Source organism: Suilimivivens sp. (assembly GCF_037359455.1).
GTDB classification, from domain to species: Bacteria; Bacillota; Clostridia; order Lachnospirales; family Lachnospiraceae; genus Suilimivivens; species Suilimivivens aceti.
Window position 1 is genome coordinate 39777 of sequence record NZ_JAXXXI010000044.1, and the last position, 21059, is coordinate 60835.

Here is a 21059-nt window from a genome sequence, read left to right on the forward strand (position 1 = left end):
CCGCCCTGAAAAAAATCCGGGCACAGGGCTGCTGCCTAAAGGCAAAAATGTCCATGATTAATTAATAGTATACCATTAGAAAGCACTCTTCTGCAATGGCAAAACACTCCTATGGTTCTGCAATTCTGGTAACTCCGACATAGATATTTGAAATACTGTACCAGGTTGGATAATCTGTCACACCAGTCTGCTCCAGATTGAAAATTTTCTGAAATGCCCTGACTGCCTTTGCTGTTTCCGGTCCATAGATCCCATCTGCAGCAATTATCGGAATTGCAGGATAGTTCTGTGCGATCCTGTTAAGCTGATTCTGAAGCTGACGCACCTTTTCACCGGATGAGCCTATTGACAGAGCATAGCCCGGATAGGAGGACGGCACACCAGAAATACTCTCTGCCGTATTGATATACATATCATTTCCATAATAATAACGAAGGATCTCAATAGGCGTATAGCCTTCCCCTGCCAGATACTGTGATCCCCACTGGCTTAAGCCATTGCAGGTCACTCTCCTTCCATCACAGTAAGAAGTAAAGATTGGCTGCCTCACACCCGGTCTTGACAGATAATTGGCAAAAATACTGTCTATGATCCTGTCTATGTTGGAATAAATATTTCTGCCATAGATCCAGTTCTGATCATAGGCCGTAGAAGAAGTAATGGTAAAAGGATAACCCTTTCCTCTGTACCACTCCGTATAGACCCGGTTTAAGGTAAATGACATGATTGCCAGCGCATTGGCATAAATGGCATTTTCTTCCCAGGTGGCATACACTTCGGAGGAAACCACGTTTTTGATATAATCCCTGTATTTCACATAATAGTTCTGTGCACTGGCATCATCCGGCACACCATCATGTACCACAATATATTCCGGAATCACGACCCTGCTTAAAACAATCTCTCCCGTTTCCTCTATCGGCTTGATCTCAGCCTCCGGAATCTTTGGCGGATAATCTCCATAGAGGGTATGATCAGGAATAATCACACTTTCCATATCCCCTTCTGCTGTTTCCAGTGGCTTTAAAGAAACCGGCTGCAGTGCCAGGGTGTCCGGCAGGATCTCTGTTCCTGAAACCATGGCAGACTCATACCCGGGAGCCTCCACAAGAACTGTATATTCACTGTATGGTCTCTGCTCAGAGGGTTCAACACTGTAATCCAGCGGCGGTGCTGCAAGCTCTATCCGTTCTGTCTGTCCGGAGGAATCCGTACTCAGCTTTTCTATCGGAGCATTTGGCTCTCCTGAATATGATATGGTAACGGCAGCATCCTTCACCGGGATCAGTCCAAGAGAAGACGTGACATTGATCTGCAGCCTTCCCCTGGCACTCCCTGTCTGTAAACTTTCCTCAGGCATAAAAATACCCCTGCATAGTCTTTCTTTATTCTATGCAGGGGTTATCTGTCTTGTTACTTTTCTTATTTAGTCAGAAGCAGCATGATATCATTGCTTCTTGTGATAAACTTGCTCATGGCTTCCGGCTCAAGGGGTGCCTGCTGAAGCAGCGCCAGATCATATAGCTGTTCGCAGATCATGGAAACATTACTGTCATCCGTATGATCAAGTACATACTGTACCAGCGGATGGTTGGCATTCAGCACCAGTGTCTCGCCTTCCTTTCCATAATCTCCCATATCCATACCGGGCATTGCATACATTTTCATCATGTCCTGCATTCTCCGGCTCTCCTCGGAAAGTGTCATCATGGAAGCGATCTTCTTATTCTTCAGCTTCTCCACCTTGATCTCGATCTTGTCCTTCTTAAGGGCCTTCTTCATCACCTTGCCAATGGTCTCAGCAGCCTTTGTAAGCTCTTCTTCTGCCTTCTTGCTGGTCTTTGACTTCAGGGAATCTGTAAGGTCTGCATCGATCCTCTTGAATTTAATGCCCTCGTTCTTGGCCTCAAGCTGGGAAATAAACGGCTGGTCAATATTGTGGTTCAGGATCACAGCATCCATTTTGGCAGCCTTGAACATGTTGATATACTGGCTCTGCTGCTTCTCATCCGTTACATAATAGATGACTTTTTCTTTCTTCTCTTCTGCCTCTGCATCCTTGTCAGCAGCTTCTGTTTCGGCAGCTTCTGCGCTCTCATCTGTACTCTTCTCTTCTGTCTCTTCCTTATTCTCTGCCTCATCCGGGTCGATCTTATTGACCTCAAGACATTCAGGAAGCGTCAGATATTTGCCGTCCAGATTCTTGAACAGAATGTAATCTGTCATCTTTTCGCAGAATTTGTCATCCTTCAGACAGCCAAACTTGATGAAAGGACTGATATCATCCCAGTACTTGTCATACTCTTCCTTCTCGGTCTTGCACATACCAGCCAGTTTATCGGCAACCTTCTTGGAAATATAATCGGAGATCTTCTTTACAAAGCCGTCATTCTGCAGTGCGCTTCTGGATACATTCAGCGGCAGATCAGGACAGTCGATCACACCCTTTAACAGCATCAGGAACTCAGGGATGACCTCCTTGATATTGTCAGCGATAAATACCTGGTTATTGTACAGCTTGATGGTTCCTTCGATGGACTCATACTCCATATTGATCCTTGGGAAGTACAGGATACCCTTCAGGTTAAAAGGATAATCCATGTTCAGGTGGATCCAGAATAAAGGCTCCTTATAGTCCTTAAATACATTTCTGTAAAATTCCAGATACTCTTCCTTCGTACATTCACTGGGATTCTTCATCCAGAGAGGATTGGTATCATTCAGAAGCTCAGGTCTCTTTACGATCTTAAGCTTCTCCTCATCGCCTTCCTTCTCCGGCTTGATCTCCTCTACAACCACATCATCAGGGCGCTTCTCATCTGCCTTGATGGTTTCTGTCTCCTTGGTATTTGCCTTGGAAAGGTATATTTCGGTAGGCATGAAGGAACAGTATTTCTTAATAACCTCTCTTGCCTTGTATTCATTGCAGAACTCCAGTACATCTTCATTAACAAACAGGGTGATCTTCGTTCCCACCTCTGCCTTGTCACCTTCTGTCATGGTAAATTCTGTACCGCCATCACATTCCCAGTGAACAGCCTTCGCACCTTCTTTGTAGGAAAGGGTATCAATGTGTACCTCATCAGCTACCATAAATGCCGAATAAAAGCCAAGTCCGAAATGGCCAATGATCTGGTCATTATCTGTCTTGTCCTTATATTTACTGATGAAGTCTGTCGCTCCGGAAAAAGCGATCTGGTTGATATATTCCTCTACCTCATCTGCGGTCATACCGATACCATTATCGGTGAAGGACAGTGTCTTTGCTTCCGGATCCACTACAACATCAATCCTTGCCTTATAATTCTCCGGCAGCTCATACTCTCCCATCATATCCAGCTTCTTCAGCTTCGTGATCGCATCACAGCCGTTAGAGATCAGTTCTCTGTAAAAGATATCGTGATCTGAATACAGCCACTTCTTTATAATCGGGAATATGTTTTCACTGTTAATTGATAAGCTTCCATGCTTTTCTGCCATGGTAATCACTCCTTTTCTTTCCTGTATCAATGCTTATATTCCATTTCAGTTTATTACATCTAGGAAATAGTGTAGTTCTGTCAATCCGAAAAGTCAAGGCAAAATTAGCACTCATTATTAATGAGTGCTAACAAATCATGTGAAACATCAGGAAACATCAGGGTTTCCGGCAATTATTAACTTTTTATAAAATTCCGTCAAAGAATTTATTAAAGACATCAAAGAAATCGGATGTCGTAATATTCTCTGTCCCAGCAAGAGACACACTCTGCCATAGATCTTCATTAAGATTCCGGGTCAGGGCTGCAACAAAGTCCTCATACTCCTGCCCAAATACCTCTTCCCGCCTTTTCTCCACGATCTTGACCTTATTGGCATCGGTCTCGGTACGGTTAAAGGTACTGATACATTTGATCAGATAATAACCATCCGGTGTCTCTACAATATCACTGATCTCATCCGTCTCCAGATTAAAGGCGGCATCCTCAAAGGCCTGATCCTTCTCACCTTTTCCAAAGGAGCAGGTTCCTTCCTCGCTGTCACTGTATTTCAGGATCAGCTCCTCAAAATCTGCCTCTTCGTTTTTCAGCAGTGAACGAACCTCCTCCGCTTTTTTTAGGATCTCCCGCTTCTCTTCTGCAGAATATTCGATCTTCTTTCCGCTGCCATCAAGGATACAGGTTCTGAAATAAATATACTGGACTGTTATGGTTCTTGCTTCATCATCACTGATCTCCGGATTGATATCCTTGATGATATACTGGTAGACCTTTCTTGCCAGTGCATATTCCCGGTACAGCTCCTCTACATCCTTTACTGTGATCTGCAGCGCGCTCTTTTCCTCCTCGCTCAAGGACTGGAAATAAGTTTCTGCCGCCTGCATGACCCTGGCCTCCTCCTCTTCACTCAAAGCCACTCCGTTCTGTCTTGCCAGAAGGTTCATGGTTTTCTGCTGTGCGAGCTGTGCAAGGACAGTTTCCTTAATATTTTCCTCCAGTGTCACACCATCCAGGCTGACATTCCATATTTCCCTGCCGTATACACTTTCATACCGGTTCTTGGTATTGATCAGATAAACCATGGCTTCCGGGAGTGTACAGGACATATCCTCGATCCGGAACACCTCATTTTTCTCAAATCCGGTCGTCAGCACAACTTTGGAGCCTTTCAGCGAATCCATACAGCCTGAAAGAAGCAGGAGCAGCACTGTAAGGAGTGCTGCTGCCATGCGCCTGTTTCTGTTTCTCATGCATTCATTCCCTTTAAGATACTTCTTGCCACACTGATACCGTTAGCTGATGCCTGCTGGAGTCCTCTTGTCACACCGGCACCGTCCCCAATAGCACGAAGTCCCTTAATGCTCGTTTCAAAATCACTGTTTACGATTACTCTGTTGGAATAAAACTTTACTTCCACACCATAAAGAAGAGTCTCATCACTGGCAATACCCGGTGTGATCTTATCAAGTGCTTCCAGCATCTCCTCTATATCCACCATGATCCTGTGAGGGAATACCAGGGAAAGATCTCCGGGTACTGCATCCTTCAGGGTAGGGATCAGGTTATTCCTGCAGAGTCTTTCTTCTGTAGTTCTTCTGCCTCTCTTAAAATCACCAAAGGTCTGTACCAGGATCCTGCCGCCACAGAGCATATTGGAAAGCTGTGCGATCTGCTTGCCATATTCGATCGGTGTCTTGAACGGCTTCGTAAAATTCTTGCTGACAAGGATCGCAAAATTGGTATTGTGTGTCTTATGATCCTTTGCCTTATAGGCATGCCCATTGACAACAGCAAGGCCGCCCTCATAATATTCTGTTGCCACTTCTCCGGAAGGATTGGTACAGAAGGTTCTTACCTTATCATCAAAAGTCGGCGTATGATAGATCAGCTTGGCTTCATACAGATTATCATTCAGATACTGCATGACCTCATCTCTGACCTCAACACGCACACCAACATCTACGGTGCCAGGCGTGGTCTCGATCCCAACCTCTTCGCATTTATCCTTAAACCAGTCAGCACCTTCCCTTCCTACTGCGGATACCACTTCACTGCCGTAGTAAACATCTCCCTTATCGGTTCTGACGCCAACTGCCTTTCCATCCTCTACCAGGATCTCTTCCACCATAGTATTAAAGATCAGCTCTGCTCCCTCATCCATCAGATGCTTCTGAAGCTTTGCATAGATCTTGTAGCCTTCCTCTGTTCCAAGGTGCCTGATCGGGCACTCGACAAGCTTTAAATTTGCACCAATAGCCCTTCTTCTGATCTCGCGGATCACATCCTGCTTATCTATACCATAAACATTTCTGTCTGCTCCAAATTTCAGATAGATCTCATCTGATTCATGGATCAGCTCTGCTGTCTTTTCATAGCCGAGAATTTCCGGCAGATTGCCGCCTACATCCGGGGAAAGGGAAAGCTTTCCATCTGAGAATGCGCCGGCGCCGGCAAATCCTGTTGTAATGGAACAGGGCTTGCAGCCTACACACTGCAGAGTTGTTCTCTTTGGGCACACTCTTTTCTCTATGGAACGTCCTTTTTCAATGACGATCACCTTCAGATCCGGCTTCTGACGAAGCAGCTCATAGGCACAGAATATGCCTCCGGGTCCTGCTCCTATAATAATGACATCTGCTCTTTTTTCCATTTAACTAAGCTTCCTCCTTCGCTGACACGCAATGCGGGTCGGACTCACTCTGCGGTTTTACCGCATACTCTTTTAGAATACCACAAGTTGATACGTACTTCCAGTACTGGTTTTCTTAACCTGGATCTGATTTTCGATTTTTTCAGAAAGAAGCGGTACATGGGAAATGATCCCGATCATCCGGTCGCTCTCTGCAAGACTCATCAGCGTCTGACATGCCTGTTCTAGAGATTCCTGATCCAGGGATCCAAACCCCTCATCGATGAACAGTGCATCTACCTGTATTCCACCGCAATATGCCTGTACTACATCACTCATTCCAAGTGCAAGGGATAAGGACACCTTAAAGGTTTCGCCTCCCGAAAGTGTTTTCACGGATCTGTACCTTCCGGTATAATAGTCCAGCACCTCCATATCCAGACTATCCTTACTCCTTCCGTCAGTCACCTCTTTGGTACGATACAGGGTATACCGGCCGCCGCTCATCATGGCAAGGCGCAGATTTGCCGCCTTCAGGATTTCCTCAAAATAAGCAGCAAGTACATACTGCTCCAGCACAAGACGTTTCTTGTTATTTCCATTTACGGCATCATCCAGATCCTTGATGATACCGTACTTTTCAGAAAGAGCCGTGCTCTTTTCCTTCTTTTCTTTTAAAGAATGGTACAGCTTTTCCGTTTCATTCCTGTTTTTCCAGAGACGGCTGCCTGCTTCTGTAAGACTGTCTTTCTTTTTCCGGATCTCTGCAAGCTTCTGCTGCTCCTCTGCCGGGTTTCTCTGCTCCCGCACCTTAAGCTCTTCCTCAAGATGATGGATCAGGTGCTCCTTAGCATGGCACCGCTGTCTGTAATCCCTTACTGCTTCCTGCTCTTCCTTCCGTTTCTGTTCCGGAAGAAAAGCAGCCCGGTATTCTTCTTCCCCTATAAAGCCAGCCTTTTGCAGCTCATCCCGGAAGTTTCCCCTGGCAAGCCCTTCTTTTTCCAAAAGCACCTGTCTTTCCTGCCTAAGTGCCTCTTTTGTTTTTTTCTTTTCTGAAATACGAAGACAGATCTCCTCTGCTTCCTTCCTCTGCTTTTCGAAATCTGATCTTTTATGAAAATCAGGATATTCCCTGATCTCTGCTGGCAGCTCCTGCATTTTCTCTATCAGCTCCTGCTGCATCCTCCGGCTTTTCTCTGCCTCCCTATCCAGCAGATCCCTGGCCTCCCTGCAGGCTCTCGTTTCTCCATGGATCTTCAAAAGCTCCTGCCTTTTCTTCTCTGAAAACAGCTTCTTTTCTTTTAATTCTTCTTCCGTTGGCACACCCTGTTCTCTTTCCTGTCTGCAGGGATGTGACAGGGCTCCGCAGACCGGGCAGGGCTCTCCTTCCTTCAGATCCTGTGCCAGTATGCCGGCAATACCATGCCGGTATCTCCTCTCTGCATTTTCATAGTCATGGATGCTCGCTTCTGCCTCTTTCTCTGCTTTCTCATACCTGACCTGCAAAGCACCAAATTCCTGCTTCTTTTCCCTGAGTGCCGTTTCTTTTTCCTGCCGGAGCCTTTCTGCTTCTTCACACCTTTCCTTCATGTCAAAGGCCTCTGCTATCTGCCCTGCCAGTTCCACAAGGGTACGCTGTTCCTCCTGCTTCTGTAAGAGGCCTTCCAGCTCCCTTTCAGAAAGCTGCAGTTTCTTTTCACAGGTCTTCCTCTGCTCTTCCCGGTTCTGCAAAAGCAGCTCATATTCCCGCACAGCTGCTGCCTCTCCTGCCCTCTGCAGACGTTCTTCCATCTGCCGGTAATCAGGCTCCCTTTCTACAAGGCTCTTCTGCTTTTCCCGTTCTTTTGCAAGCTGTTCCATAAGCGCCTTTGTCTGCTCTGCTTCCTTCACGATACCTGCAAGCTCTTCGATCTCTTCTTCCGCTTTCTTTTCCTCTGAATGCAGCCTCTTTTCTTCGCTGAGGAAAACGCTTATCTTCTCCTTAAGAAAGGGAAGCAGACGTTCCGAGTAGATACCTGCCTCCGCCACAAGTGCCTCTACTTCCGCTTTCAGTTCCTCATCAGGTGAAAATACAGAAACCTCTTCTTCCATACGATGGCGGTATTCCATTACCTGCCTGTAAAGTTCTGCAGAGCTGTTCTTCAGCTTTGCCTCCAGCCTCTCATAAAGCTTTGTATCAAAAATTTCCCGGAAGATCTTTGACTTTTCCGAAGATGGTGCAGTAAGAAGTCTTGTGAATTCTCCCTGTGCGATCATGGAAAGCTGTCTGAACTGATTGATGTCTACCTTAAGGAGCTCCCTGATCCTGGCTGTCACCTCACTGCTTCCTTCGATGCAGCTTCCATCAGGCATAGTCAGATATGCGTTTTCCTTCTCTTTCGTCAGCTCACCATTTTTTGACTGCCGTTTTCTTGGCCGCATATATTCCGGATTTCTCCGGATACGATACCGCTTTCCCCCATGCTCCATTACAAGCTCTACATAGGTTTTGGTAGAAGGAGCAGCAAAATCACTTCTGACACTGCCCTTTTCTCTCGTTTTTCCGCTCAGATCCCCGTACAGTGCATATGTGACCGCGTCAAAAATAGTGGTCTTTCCGGCTCCTGTTGCACCTGTGATCAAAAACAGTCCTCTGCTCCCAAGTACCTCAAAATCAATAGGTGGCTGCTCATCCCGGTATGGCCCCCACCCGCAGATGGTCAGTGTGATCGGCTTCATTCCTCTGTCTCCTTTATCATCTGTACCAGAAGCGCTTTCTTTTCTTCCGTCAGCGCCTCTTCTCTGACAAATCCGTAAAAATCTTCAAGAATCGTCAACGGATCCCTTCTTTTCAGCTTCAGTTCTTCTCCCGTATACTGCAGACTGCCAGCCGTTTCTTTCCTGACTACCTGCATCACATTGGGATACACGCTTCTTAAGACTCCCATAGGATCAACCAGCTCCTTCTGATCTGTCAGAATGGCCTGCACATAATCTTCTCTGTTCTGATCCTCTTCTCCCTGCCTCAGAAGCTCCTCCATACTGCCCTCAAGCTTTCTCATTTCCCTTGGAGGGGTAAGCGGCAGCTCTGTCACCTGACAGTTTCCCTTTTCCTTAAGCTCGATCAGTAATACCTTCTTTTTCTGTCCTGCTTCTGAAAAGGAATAAGAAAGTGGGGAACCCGCATAATATACCTGTCTGTTTCCGATCTGCTGCGGTCTGTGGATATGACCAAGAGCCACATAATCCATCCCGTCAAATACAGAGGCATCCACATTGTCAATGCCGCCCACATGGATTGTCGTTTCGCTGTCTGAAAGCAGTGGTTCCTTTCCGGCATCCGTCACAAAGAAATGTGTCACAAGTATCCGTCGTTTGGTATCCTGCCTGCTTTGTCCGGCTGGCAGCTTAGATCTTTCCGCAGCTTCCTTCTCCCAGTATTTCCCAAGTGCCTTCGCCACGGCCTCCTCACTTGTTCCTGCAGCCTCTGCTGAAGGTTTGATAAAAGGCAGCAGCAAAATGTCCACGTCTCCATAAGCATCCTTCGTATGGATCACAGTGATCTCATTATGATACACCCCTGCGATCATGATCCCCTGCTCCCGCAGGAGCTCTTCTCCGTAGCTTATCCGTTCTGGAGAATCATGATTGCCACTGATCATATATACAGTGATCCCCTCTCTGGCAAGGGCAGTCAGAAAATCATTGAACACAAGAACCGCATCTCCGGAAGGTACTGCCCTGTCATAAATGTCTCCCGCAAGGATCACGCCATTTACCTGATTTTCCTTGGCAAGTAACAGGATCTGTGAAAGAATTTCCTTCTGATCCTCCAGCATGGAAAAATCATTTACTGTTTTACCAATATGCAGATCTCCTGTATGCAGTAATTTCATCCTGTTTCCTGTTCCTTTTCTCTTCTTTTATCTGAAGCATCTCTTCCCGCTATTGTAAATCAAATCATCCTCTCCCGCAATCCCAGCAAAATCTTTTTTTCCATCCTGCTCACCTGGACCTGACTGATCCCGAGCAGTCCCGCTACCTCCGTCTGGGTCTTGTCCCTGAAGTACCGGAGCGTGATCAGTGTCCGTTCCATTTCCGGCAGGCTTTTTAAGAGCTGCTTCACCAACAGCCGGTCCAGCAGCTTTTCCTGCTCATCTCCTTTTTCATCTGCCAGCTGGTCTACCAGATAGATCTCATTTCCATCACTCTGATATACAGACTGATAAATAGATTCCACCCTGGCGCCTGCCTCCATTGCCAGGATCACTTCTTCAGTCGTCAGTGCCGCCTCAAGGGCTACCTCTTCAAGTGTTGGTTCTCTTCCGAGGCTTTTGAGCAGTCTCTCCCTGGCATATTTCACCCGGCTGCCATTTTCCTTCAATGTTCTTGACACCTTAACAAGCCCGTCATCCCTGATAAACCGTTTGATCTCTCCGGTGATCAACGGAACCGCATAGGTGGAAAATTTCACCTCATATCCTGTGTCAAATTTATCGATCGCCTTGATCAGGCCGATCACCCCGATCTGAAACAGATCCTCTGCTTCATAGCCTCTGTTCAGAAACCGTTTTACAATATGGTGTACCAGTCCGAGATTCTGTTCTATCAGTACTTCTCTCGATTCTCTTTCTCCTGCCTGTGCCCGCCTGATCAGTACTGTATTTTCCATGTCAGATCACTCCTCACGGTCAATAAATGGCAGTGTCCCCAGCTTTTTGCTCATCAGCACCGTAGTTCCCTGTCCAGGCTCCGATATCACTTCCAGTTCATCCATAAAAGCCTCCATAAAAGCAAAGCCCATACCGGATCTGTCCATATCAGGTTTGGTGGTATACATGGGCTCCATGGCCTTTTCCACATCTTCAATGCCCTTTCCTTCATCTATGACCTCTACCTGCAGTACATCCCTGTTCAGCAGACAGTGTATGTATACCTGATTCTGTTCTTTTCCCGTCATGCCATCATAACCATGGATAATTGCATTCGTCACAGCCTCAGATACCGCTGTCTTGATATCTGCGATCTCCTCCAGTGTCGGATTTAATGGTGTTACAAAAGCAGCCACTGCGATCCTTGCAAATGCCTCATTTTCTGACACAGCAGTGAACTGTATCTGCATTTCATTTTTCGTCATTTCCGATCCTGCATGTTTGTTTTCCAGACGTCTTCCCGTTTCCATCGTTTTCCCCTTATGCCTTTCTTTTTCTTTGTTTTCTGATTCTATTCCATGATCTCAATCACCTTATGCAATCCGCAGAGCATCAGTGTCTTTTTGATCCTTGCATCCGCATTGACTGCAAAAACCCTGCCTCCAAAACAAGTGATCTTCTTATATCGTCCTATGATGATCCCGATCCCGGAGCTGTCCATAAACCTGGTCTTCTCAAAATCGAACACTACATTTCCTACTCCTTCCTTCAGAATATATCTGTCCGCAGTCCGTCCGATATATTCTGATGCATGATGATCCACCTCTGCCGGCATCCTGACCATCAGATAATTGTCAATTACCTTGAATTCCTCTTCCATTTTTCCCTCCTTATTCTGTCTTTCCCTGGTCTTTTCCACTTTTACAGCTGTAAAGACGTAAAAAAAAGAGAACATGCTTATCATGTTCTCTTTTGTAAACGATATTGCTCCTGCAATCCTGATCCTTCTGCCTAGAGCTGCTGCAGGTTATTTCATTTAATTCTGATTATTGATCTCTGCCAGATAGGTTTCTGCCTTGGATGCCCTGTCTGTTCCCGCAAAGTCATCCATTACCTGTGCATAAATCTCCTTGGCCTTATCATCGTCTCCGTTCTCCCGGTAGCAGTTACCCAGATAGAACAGGGCATCAGCATTCGTATTGTCATAAGTAAAGGCTCGCTTCAGATTCGGGATCGCTGCTCCGTAATCTCCATTTCTGTAGCTGTCATTACCAAGTCCGTAATAGTAAGCTGCAAGCTTTTCAGAAACCTGTGTCAGGAACTGCTTGCGGAGTGTTTCATAGGAGTTCGAGTGCTTTACCTCTTCCTCCCCATTTTCATCCGGCTCCATGGCCTCCATGTAACCTGCGATTGTTTCAATGTCCTCCGGATCTGTCAGATATGCGTTCACAGCCATCATCAGCCCGTCTGTTGCCTGCAGGGCACCATCCGTTCCCTCCAGTGCTGCCAGCTGGCTTGTCAGCTGTGTATTTTCATCTGTCAGGCTCCTGATCTTCTGTTCCTGCTCATCTATGGTCGCTGTCTTGGCATCCGACTGTTCACTGACTGCCCTCAGATCATTGTTAATATCTGCCTTGGCTTTCTGGATCCTTGCCGGAAGGATCAGGAAGCAGGCGATCCCGATACCGATCACAAGTCCTATCCCCAGATTCAGAAGGGAGGATACCCCTTTCTTCTCCGCTGCATTGACAGGCTGGATGATCGTTTCATTTCCGCTCTGATAACGGATGATCTCATCAGAAGAAGCCTTTTTCCTCGTACTGCCCTTCTGGCTTTCCTCAGGAACCAGCATATGCGTGACTTCCTTCAGATAACGCTGTGTTGTGGTATTGCCTGTATCGATCTGCTCACATTTCTCCAGCTCTCTTCTGGCCTTCTCCCATTCCTCTGTGTTCATGTAAAGCAGCGCCAGAAGCTGGTGTGCCCTGACATACTTCGGATTATTGGAAAGCACCTTCTTAAGCTGGATCACAGCCAGATCCTGACTGTCCTGCCAGCAGTACGCAAGTGCCTGATTGTACTTCTTGATCGTCTGGTTGATGCCATCGAGTCTCGCCTGATTATTCTGGATCATGTCAATATAATCATTGGCGATATTTTTCTTCGGGCGGAGATTCTGGCTGATGACCCACTCACCAAGGGCGGATACCGCTTCTCCCATTTCAAAATAAACAAGTCCCAGAAGATTTCTCGCATCAATATTGTTCTTGTTCAGTTTAATACTTTCTTTCAGACTGGCGATCGCTCCTGACAGATCTCTTACCGACGCCTTATCCAGTCCGTCATTATAAAGACGGTTGGAAAGGTATATCACCTTCTTATAAAGTGATACATCAGCGCCGCATCCGGTACAGAAGTCCTGCTCTGATAAACGACAGCCGCAATTATAACAGATCATGCCGTTACTCCTCTTCTGCTTCCGTCTTTTCTTTTGCCTTTTCTACCATCTGTATCAATATATCTGCCACATCCGTCAGATCCTGTCCGTAGATCGCTTCTGCAGCATCCTCAACCTCAAGACTTGGGTGAAACTTCTTTAATTCTTCTTCAAAATCTATCATCCGGTGTTCTCCTCTTAAGGCTCTTTATCTGCCCTATCAAATATAACGAACCGGCAACATAAATCACGTCAGCCTCTTTTCTGCCTGCAAGCAGCCATCCAAAGGCCTCTCCTGCATCTTCATAAAAGCGGCAGGGTAATTCATACTGCCTCCATAGCTTCGAAAGCTCTGTAAGAGACGCACTTCGGTCAGAGGAAAGTGTCGTGACCGCAATCTCTGTAAAGAGACCGCTCTCTGCTATCCTCCTGATCATCTTTTCATACTGCTTGTCCGCAACTACCCCAAACAGAAGCTTTCTCTCTCCCCTGCAGGGTATTGCTTTTACTGTTGCAAGCAACGCCTCTATCCCATCTTCATTGTGGGCACCATCCAAAAAAATGCCGGGCTGTACCTCTTCCATCCGCCCCGGCCAGTATGCACCCAGAAGTCCCTTCCTTATGGCTTCTTCCTCGATCAGATATCCTTCCCTGTTCAGTTCTTCTGCTGCAAGAACTGCAAGAGAGGCATTTTCCACCTGGTAAAGTGCAACCATATGAAGTGACAGCCCAATATAATTATAATAACCAGTATGCAATGAAAAATCAATGTTTTTATTCCCTGTATTTATATCCAAAATATTGCTTTTTTCGAGCAGAACCGCCCGGCTTCCTATTTCTTTTGCACGATTCACCAGCACCCTTGTCGTCTCAGGCCGTCTGTCCGGGAATATAACAGGTACTCCCTTTTTGATAATACCGGCCTTTTCTCCCGCAATTTCCTCCAGCGTATTACCAAGGTACTGCATATGGTCAAATCCAATCTCCGTGATCACACAGAGTGCCGGATGCTTTATACTGTTTGTTGCATCCAGTCTGCCTCCCAGACCGGTTTCCAGTATCACAGCATCCGGCTTTTCATCCCTGAAATAGATCATTGCCATCAGAAACAGATATTCAAAGAAGGAAGGATGTGACAATCCCTCCTTCTTCCCTTCTTCTGCCAGTATCTGAACCTCCCGGAATACCTCAGCGAACCGGTTCTCTGATATCATCTCATCATCGATACGGATCCGCTCCCTGATATCCACAAGATGGGGAGACGTAAAGATCCCGACTCTCCTTCCGCTCTCCTTCAGAATAGACGCAAGGCAGGCACATACACTGCCCTTCCCATTGGTACCGGCTACATGGATCACAGGAAAAGGGAGCCTGTCACAGCCGGCGATCGTAAGCAGGCGGGACGTATCCTCTACTGTATTTTTCCCGGCAAATCTCGGTATCTCGTTGATATATTGTTCTGCCTGCTCAAACGCCGTCACGTAACTGGCTCCCTTCTTCCGTTTGCTTTATTTTATTTGCTTAGCTGTGCAAGTCTTTCCTTTACCTGCTCCATCATCTGGGTATATTTCTCAAGCTTTGCCTTTTCTTCATCAATCTTGGCCTGTGGTGCCTTGCCCATAAACTTCTCATTGCTCAGCATACCATTGACTCTGGCAAGCTCGCCGGTCAGACGTTTCTCTTCCTTCTTCAGTCTCTCGATCTCCTGTGCGATATCCACAAGCTCCGCGAAAGGAATGTAAAGAGTCGCACCATGGATCACAACAGAAACCGCATCCTCTGCAATACCGTTCTTATCCTCCTGGATCACAACCTCGGAAGCTCCGGCAAGAGATGTGAAGAACAGCTTTCCCTCTGTAAAGGCTCTGCGGACCTCTTCCTTTTCGCTGACTACATAGATCATGGCCTTGCGGCTTGGTGCTACATTCATTTCGGTACGGATATTACGCACACCTCTGACTGCATCCTTGATCGTCTCGATATCCTGTTCTTCCTTTGCAAAGCTCCAGTCATCCTGATATACCGGCCAGCTTGAGATCATGATCGATTCCTCTTCTGACTGCAGGGTACAGAAAATTTCTTCTGTGATAAACGGCATATAAGGATGGAGCAGCTTCAGCGCATTTAACAGGACTGTCTTTAAGGTCCAGAGTGCTGCATTCTTGCTTTCCTGATCATCTGTATTGTAAAGACGGGGTTTTACCATCTCGATATACCAGTCACAGAACTCATCCCAGATAAAGTCATATACCTTCTGTACCGCGATTCCCAGTTCAAAATGATCCATATTCTCGGTAGCATCCTTGATCAGGGCATTCAGCTTGGAAAGAATCCACTTATCTACCGGCTGCAGAACAGGCTCTGTAACCTGAAGTCCTTCCTCCGGCATGTTCATCATGATGAAACGGGATGCGTTCCAGATCTTGTTTGCAAAGTTTCTGCTCGCCTCTACTCTTTCATAGTAGAAACGCATGTCGTTACCCGGTGCATTACCGGTGATCAGGGTAAGACGCAGGGCATCTGCACCATACTGATCGATAATCTCCAGAGGATCGATCCCATTGCCAAGGCTCTTACTCATCTTACGTCCCTTAGAATCTCTGACAAGTCCATGGAACAGAACTGTCTTAAACGGTCTTTCTCCCATCTGCTCATAGCCGGAGAAGATCATCCGGATAACCCAGAAGAAGATAATATCATAGCCGGTTACCAGTACATCTGTCGGATAAAAATATTTCAGATCCTCTGTCTGCTCCGGCCAGCCAAGTGTGGAGAACGGCCAGAGTGCTGATGAGAACCAGGTGTCCAGGGTATCCGGATCCTGTGTAAAGTGAGTGCCGCCGCACTTAGGGCACTTCTCAGGCGTCTGCTTTGCTACTACGGTTTCTCCGCAGTCATCACAGTAATATGCCGGGATCCTGTGACCCCACCAGAGCTGTCTGGAAATACACCAGTCTCTGATATTGTCTGTCCAGTTGAAGTAGGTCTTTTCCATTCTCTTCGGGATCAGCTGGATGTCCCCGTCCTTTACAGCCTTTACTGCGGGCTTGATCAGTTCATCCATCCTGACAAACCACTGCTTCTTTATCATGGGCTCGATGGTTGTCTTACATCTGTCATGGGTACCTACATTATGAGTATAATCTTCAATCCTTACAAGGAGTCCCATCTCATCCAGTTCCTTTACAATGGCCTCTCTTGCTGCATAACGATCCATACCGCAGAACTTGCCGCCGTTTTCATTGATGGTGGCATCATCATTCAGAATATTGATCTCCGGCAGATTGTGACGCTTTCCAACCTCAAAGTCATTCGGGTCATGGGCAGGTGTGATCTTAACTACACCGGTACCAAACTCTCTGTCAACATAAGCATCTGCAATGATCGGGATCTCTCTGTTGATAATAGGGAGCATCAGCTTCTTTCCAACGATATCCTTATATCTGTCATCATCGGGATGGACTGCTACTGCAGTATCACCAAGCATAGTCTCCGGTCTTGTAGTCGCAAACTCAAGGAATCTTGTGGTACTTACAGTTCCGTCATCCTCGATCAGCGGGTACTTGATATGCCAGAAATGGCCTGCCTGCTCTTCATATTCTACCTCGGCATCAGAAATGGAGGTATTACATACCGGACACCAGTTGATGATCCTGCTGCCCTTGTAGATCCAGCCTTTTTCGTGCATCTTGCAGAATACTTCGGTAACTGCCTTATTGCAGCCCTCGTCCATGGTAAAACGCTCTCTGTCCCAGTCACAGGAGGAGCCAAGCTTTTTCAGCTGTTCAATGATCCTTCCGCCGTACTCAGCCTTCCACTCCCAGGCTCTCTTAAGGAACCCTTCTCTGCCAAGATCTTCCTTGCTGATGCCTTCTTCCTTCAGCTTTTCAATGATCTTAACCTCTGTAGCGATGCTGGCATGGTCTGTTCCTGGCTGCCAGAGTGCATTATAGCCCTGCATCCTCTTATAACGGATCAGGATATCCTGCATGGTATTGTCAAGGGCATGTCCCATATGGAGCTGTCCTGTGATATTCGGAGGGGGAATTACGATCGTAAACGGTGTTTTGGAATGATCCACCTCTGCATGGAAGTATTTCTTCGCAAGCCATTTGTCATAGATTCTGTCCTCAATCCCCTTGGGATCGTAGGTCTTTGCAAGTTCTCTGCTCATCATCTTCTCCTTTTCTGTTTAAAAAAGAATCCTGCTTGCAGGATTCTCCGCCTGCGGCGGGTCGCTTTAAGCGACATCTACCCTTCCGCCGCAGTGCGATCCTGCCAGGAGGTTTTTTTATGTCATTGGAACATTACAGAGTAATTTCCTATGACATAAAAAACCCTTTACAGAATCTCTTCTGTAAAGGGCGTCATTTCTACGCGGTACCACCTTTGCTTGTCACTCACTGCCGCCGGCATCTGCCGAAAGCACTATCCGTTAACGGGGATCAGCCGTGAGAACCTACCTGGATTCCTTCAACCTGCAAAAACCTCTGCAGCTGCCAGAACGCTGTTCAGCTCTCCGGTTCCAAAGCTACCTTCCCTGTATCCACTGCCAGATATTCTTTCAGCCGATGGAATATCCTCTCTGATGCCTGAATAAACAGGTACTCCTCTTTGTCACTACCTTTTCATAACTCATTAAATCTATCTTAGTAGGCAGACGCCTGCTTGTCAAGTCCATTTCTGCCCCTTGAAGGTTCTGTTTCTAAAATACTTCTCCGATGACTGCGATCTCCATACAGCCATCCGGCAGCTTCTCCGGTCTTTTGCCAGACTGGCTGGTATGGACGTACATACTTGTAATCCCAAACGCATCCGCTCCCAGGATATCTGCTTCGTATTCATTCCCGATCATGACAGAATCCTCCTTCTTAAGTCCATATTTCTCGAAAAGATCCTCAAAGAAATAATGGGATGGCTTCTTTACACCGGCATCCGAAGAATATAAAATCCCATCAAACAGCTCATAAATCCCCAGCATCTTCATCTCCGGCTCTGTGAAGATCCGCTGCGCGTTGGAAAGCAGATAGATCTTTTTTCCTGATCTTTTCAATCTTTTCAAAAGATCTTCCGCACCATCATAAAGCCGGATATAGTAAGTTGACAGTGCCCGGAAAGCTGTTGCCATAAGTTTAAGCTTTTCCTCCGATGGCTCTATGCCCTTCTCTGTAAAAAGGCCGGTAAATACCCTGTCAAGCGGGAGCTCAATTTCTCTTTTCAAAAGGCTCCCATCTCTCATTTTTTTCTGCCGGTCCCACTGGCGTCCTTCCTCCACCTTACACAGACGAAGGTAGCTTTTACGCAGCTCTGTTTCCGCATAGGGCACACCATTCATCGAAAAAAGCAAAGCCACTTCCTTCCACAGAGAGGCCTTGCTTTCGCTTGTATGAATGTCAATCAGGGTTCCATAAAGATCAAAAATATAATTTGTCATGCGGTCTTAATTCCTTTTATTTTATCGTGGGCAAAAGAGAAATAAAACATCTGGATCCGGAATTTGTTCCCTTCATACAGATCCAGCATCTGATACAGATCCTTATAATAATCAAACAGCTTTCTCTTGGTCTTCATGGTCAGCTGCAGACTTCCTGCCTGCGTATCCACAAGACTTCCCTTGGTCTTTACATAGTAATAGAGCGGCTTATTGATCACACCAACCTTACCTACATACTGCAGATACTCCAGATTAAACCGGAAGTCCTCACACCAGTCAAGCTGGGTATCACACTGAAGAGCAAATCTCCTGATAATGTCTGCCTTGTAAAACTTATTCCAGAGAACACCATAGTAAAAGTTAGCCGGCGCAGACATCATGTTTTCGGCAAATCTGGTTCTTGTCAGAACCGGTCCTGCCTCTACATGCCCCCTCACCATGATCGTCCTGCCCCTTACCCTGTTGTAATCCGAGATCACCATTTCGCAGTCATACAGAAGCGCAGTCCTTACAAACTCCTCTGTTGCATGCTTGACTAACCAGTCATCTCCGTCCACAAACTGGAAATACTCTCCTCTGGCCCGCTTCATGGCAATGTTCCTGCTATCAGAAACACCGCTGTTTTCCTTTTTAATATAACAGAATCTGGAATCCTGCTCTGCATATTTACGGATGATACGATCCGTATGGTCTGTGCTGCCGTCGTTGACTACAATAACCTCAATGTTCCGATAGGTCTGGTTCTGTATGCTGCGGAGGCATCTTTCAATCGACCTTTCTCCGTTATATACTGGTACAATGATACTTACCAATGGCTCTTTCATAATATCACTCCTTAAATATAGGATTTTACACCTCTTCCCGAAAAAAGGCAAATTCTTGCCAGTTTCTTCTCCTTGCTCTATACTGGTAAAAACAGGAGGATCACTATGAACATATTACAGGAAGAAAAGCTCTCGGTCAGTCTTCTTGGTATTTTCCCATCGAAATAAGAGCATCCTTCACCATCTGCAGCTCATCCTCGTAGATGCAGTTTGGCAGGGTGCCGTTTCTGACTTTTGAAAGTGCCTCCTCCAGTTCAAAAAAGGCTGCACCTTCCACTTCACTTTCCTGAAGGATAAGATCAGCGATCCGGACCGGCTTTTCATAAAGATAAACAGCACTGATCTCCTGATCCAGAAAAGGCTTTCCATAAAAGGATGTCCTTAAGTCTGCCCTGTGGTATCCGATCAGCTGCAGCTCCTCTTCTCCTGCTTCGATACCAAGCTCTTCGGCAAGCTCCCTCCGTGCCGATGGCAGATAGCTGTCCCCTGCATGGATATGGCCTGCTGATGAAATATCATAGTATCCCGGATACGAATCCTTCTTCTTACTCCTTTTCTGCAGAAGCACCTGATAAGAGCCATCCGGCATCCGGTTCACGATCCATATATGGGCTGTCCTGTGCATCTTTCCATAGTGATGTACCATGCCCCGCTCCATCACTTCCCCGGTAGGCTCTCCCTTTTCATCACAGATATCAAAAAGCTCAAGCTCCCGCCCGTCCAGCACCGCCCGGTACCAGGTTCCATCCTCATGGTAGCAGAGCTTTAAGGAAAAGAAAGGTCTCTCTTCCTTTAACAGCTCAAGGAACAGTCTGTCCCCGTCCCAGAGCTTCAGCTTCGTGATCTCTTCTCTGGCAACAAAGGCAAGCTCCCCTTCTGTACACTCTGTCAGGGTTCCCGTATAGCCATCTGCCGTATAAAGACACATATATTCTGTCGGATAATTCTCACTGCAGAAGGTCACAATCCCACGGAACCGGTATGAGGTCAGGGTCAGTCCCGTTTCCTCAAAGACCTCACGAAGGAGACAGTCCTCCGGACTCTCTCCTTCTTCAAAGTGGCCTCCTACACCAATCCATTTATTCTTATTGATATCCTGCTCCTTTTTCACGCGGTGGAGCATCAGATAACAGTTCTCTTTTTCAATGTAGCAGAGAGTAGTCAGCTTACTTTTCACCGTTCAGTACTTCTCCCACGATCTTATTAACCATGCCGCCGTCTGCTCTTCCCTTGACTCTTGGCATCAGCTCCTTCATGACCTTACCCTTGTCCTTCATGGAAGGTGCATCAATGGCAAGTGCTGCAAGAACCGCCTTTACCTCCGCAAGGACAGCCTCTTTACTCATTTCTTCCGGTGCAAATTCCTGATAAACTGCCAGTCTCTTCTCACAGGCTTCCTTAATATCTTCCCTGTCTGCCGGTGCAAGCTCCATGGTTTCCTTCGTCTGCTTGATTTCCTTCTTGACTACCTCGAATTCCTCAGCCTCTGTCAGATCCTCTCTCTTGTCGATAGCTTTGTTCTTCAATGCAGAAAGCAGCATGGAAAGTGCATCCTTTCTGTCCTTTTCCTTGTTTTTCATTGCCGCAACCATTTCGCTGCGTACCTTGTCTGCCATACTCATGAC

The 21059-nt window shown here is 46.6% G+C and carries 17 protein-coding genes; all 17 read right to left on the reverse strand.

The window, feature by feature from the left end:
* Positions 1–109 precede the first annotated feature (109 nt).
* The 17 genes from WJQ40_RS09005 to WJQ40_RS09085 all read right to left on the reverse strand — a co-directional run bounded on the left by WJQ40_RS09005 (position 110) and on the right by WJQ40_RS09085 (position 21056).
* On the reverse strand, positions 110–1360 hold the full coding sequence (locus WJQ40_RS09005; protein ID WP_337539455.1) for a peptidoglycan-binding protein: 1251 nt from the start codon (positions 1358–1360) through the stop codon (positions 110–112).
* 62 nt (positions 1361–1422) lie between these two features.
* On the reverse strand, positions 1423–3480 hold the full coding sequence (gene htpG, locus WJQ40_RS09010) for a molecular chaperone HtpG (protein ID WP_337539457.1): 2058 nt from the start codon (positions 3478–3480) through the stop codon (positions 1423–1425).
* Positions 3481–3664: 184 nt separating this feature from the next.
* Positions 3665–4729, reverse strand: a complete 1065-nt coding sequence (locus WJQ40_RS09015) for a peptidylprolyl isomerase (RefSeq protein ID WP_337539458.1) — start codon at positions 4727–4729, stop codon at positions 3665–3667.
* Complete coding sequence (locus WJQ40_RS09020; RefSeq protein ID WP_337539461.1) at positions 4726–6129, reverse strand: FAD-dependent protein; 1404 nt, start codon at positions 6127–6129, stop codon at positions 4726–4728. The genes WJQ40_RS09015 and WJQ40_RS09020 overlap by 4 nt, the downstream gene beginning before the upstream one ends.
* Positions 6130–6201: 72 nt before the next feature.
* A complete protein-coding gene (locus tag WJQ40_RS09025; RefSeq protein ID WP_337539464.1) occupies positions 6202–8826 on the reverse strand; it encodes an SMC family ATPase in 2625 nt (874 codons plus the stop codon).
* The gene (locus WJQ40_RS09030) at positions 8823–9983 is read right to left on the reverse strand and encodes an exonuclease SbcCD subunit D (RefSeq protein ID WP_337539466.1); all 1161 of its coding nucleotides are present in this window, start codon (positions 9981–9983) and stop codon (positions 8823–8825) included. Before WJQ40_RS09030 ends, WJQ40_RS09025 begins: the two co-directional genes overlap by 4 nt.
* Before the next feature lie 59 nt (positions 9984–10042).
* On the reverse strand, positions 10043–10759 hold the full coding sequence (gene sigF / locus WJQ40_RS09035; protein WP_118798133.1) for an RNA polymerase sporulation sigma factor SigF: 717 nt from the start codon (positions 10757–10759) through the stop codon (positions 10043–10045).
* A 6-nt stretch (positions 10760–10765) separates the two neighbouring features.
* Complete coding sequence (gene spoIIAB, locus WJQ40_RS09040; RefSeq protein ID WP_331488824.1) at positions 10766–11269, reverse strand: anti-sigma F factor; 504 nt, start codon at positions 11267–11269, stop codon at positions 10766–10768.
* Positions 11270–11310: 41 nt separating this feature from the next.
* Entirely contained in the window at positions 11311–11619 is a 309-nt protein-coding gene (locus tag WJQ40_RS09045; RefSeq protein ID WP_118798132.1) for an anti-sigma factor antagonist, read from the reverse strand.
* Between the two features lie 156 nt (positions 11620–11775).
* A complete protein-coding gene (locus WJQ40_RS09050; protein WP_337539468.1) occupies positions 11776–13197 on the reverse strand; it encodes a tetratricopeptide repeat protein in 1422 nt (473 codons plus the stop codon).
* A gap of 4 nt (positions 13198–13201) precedes the next feature.
* A complete protein-coding gene (locus tag WJQ40_RS09055) occupies positions 13202–13360 on the reverse strand; it encodes a hypothetical protein (protein WP_262574597.1) in 159 nt (52 codons plus the stop codon).
* A complete protein-coding gene (locus WJQ40_RS09060; RefSeq protein ID WP_337539469.1) occupies positions 13347–14657 on the reverse strand; it encodes a folylpolyglutamate synthase/dihydrofolate synthase family protein in 1311 nt (436 codons plus the stop codon). The genes WJQ40_RS09055 and WJQ40_RS09060 overlap by 14 nt, the downstream gene beginning before the upstream one ends.
* 32 nt (positions 14658–14689) lie before the next feature.
* On the reverse strand, positions 14690–17350 hold the full coding sequence (locus WJQ40_RS09065; RefSeq protein WP_337539512.1) for a valine--tRNA ligase: 2661 nt from the start codon (positions 17348–17350) through the stop codon (positions 14690–14692).
* A 531-nt stretch (positions 17351–17881) separates the two neighbouring features.
* Positions 17882–18610 (reverse strand): HAD family hydrolase, encoded by a 729-nt coding sequence (locus WJQ40_RS09070; RefSeq protein WP_118798129.1) that lies wholly within the window; start codon positions 18608–18610, stop codon positions 17882–17884.
* Positions 18607–19434: a glycosyltransferase gene (locus tag WJQ40_RS09075; RefSeq protein WP_337539471.1), complete on the reverse strand. Its 828-nt coding sequence runs from the start codon at positions 19432–19434 to the stop codon at positions 18607–18609. The genes WJQ40_RS09070 and WJQ40_RS09075 overlap by 4 nt, the downstream gene beginning before the upstream one ends.
* Before the next feature lie 136 nt (positions 19435–19570).
* A complete protein-coding gene (locus WJQ40_RS09080; RefSeq protein ID WP_337539474.1) occupies positions 19571–20611 on the reverse strand; it encodes an NUDIX domain-containing protein in 1041 nt (346 codons plus the stop codon).
* Complete coding sequence (locus WJQ40_RS09085) at positions 20601–21056, reverse strand: GatB/YqeY domain-containing protein (protein ID WP_337539477.1); 456 nt, start codon at positions 21054–21056, stop codon at positions 20601–20603. The genes WJQ40_RS09080 and WJQ40_RS09085 overlap by 11 nt, the downstream gene beginning before the upstream one ends.
* Between the last annotated feature and the right edge of the window lie 3 nt (positions 21057–21059).

Coding starts and splice junctions, on each gene's coding strand:
- WJQ40_RS09045 (WP_118798132.1), bottom strand. CDS start 11,619: ATGGAAGAGGAATTCAAGGTAATTGACAATTATCTGATGGTCAGGATG.
- WJQ40_RS09050 (WP_337539468.1), bottom strand. CDS start 13,197: ATGATCTGTTATAATTGCGGCTGTCGTTTATCAGAGCAGGACTTCTGT.
- htpG (WP_337539457.1), bottom strand. CDS start 3,480: ATGGCAGAAAAGCATGGAAGCTTATCAATTAACAGTGAAAACATATTC.
- WJQ40_RS09020 (WP_337539461.1), bottom strand. CDS start 6,129: ATGGAAAAAAGAGCAGATGTCATTATTATAGGAGCAGGACCCGGAGGC.
- WJQ40_RS09030 (WP_337539466.1), bottom strand. CDS start 9,983: ATGAAATTACTGCATACAGGAGATCTGCATATTGGTAAAACAGTAAAT.
- WJQ40_RS09070 (WP_118798129.1), bottom strand. CDS start 18,610: ATGACAAATTATATTTTTGATCTTTATGGAACCCTGATTGACATTCAT.
- WJQ40_RS09075 (WP_337539471.1), bottom strand. CDS start 19,434: ATGAAAGAGCCATTGGTAAGTATCATTGTACCAGTATATAACGGAGAA.
- WJQ40_RS09065 (WP_337539512.1), bottom strand. CDS start 17,350: ATGAGCAGAGAACTTGCAAAGACCTACGATCCCAAGGGGATTGAGGAC.
- WJQ40_RS09005 (WP_337539455.1), bottom strand. CDS start 1,360: ATGCCTGAGGAAAGTTTACAGACAGGGAGTGCCAGGGGAAGGCTGCAG.
- WJQ40_RS09085 (WP_337539477.1), bottom strand. CDS start 21,056: ATGAGTATGGCAGACAAGGTACGCAGCGAAATGGTTGCGGCAATGAAA.
- sigF (WP_118798133.1), bottom strand. CDS start 10,759: ATGGAAAATACAGTACTGATCAGGCGGGCACAGGCAGGAGAAAGAGAA.
- WJQ40_RS09055 (WP_262574597.1), bottom strand. CDS start 13,360: ATGATAGATTTTGAAGAAGAATTAAAGAAGTTTCACCCAAGTCTTGAG.
- WJQ40_RS09025 (WP_337539464.1), bottom strand. CDS start 8,826: ATGAAGCCGATCACACTGACCATCTGCGGGTGGGGGCCATACCGGGAT.
- spoIIAB (WP_331488824.1), bottom strand. CDS start 11,269: ATGGAAACGGGAAGACGTCTGGAAAACAAACATGCAGGATCGGAAATG.
- WJQ40_RS09015 (WP_337539458.1), bottom strand. CDS start 4,729: ATGAGAAACAGAAACAGGCGCATGGCAGCAGCACTCCTTACAGTGCTG.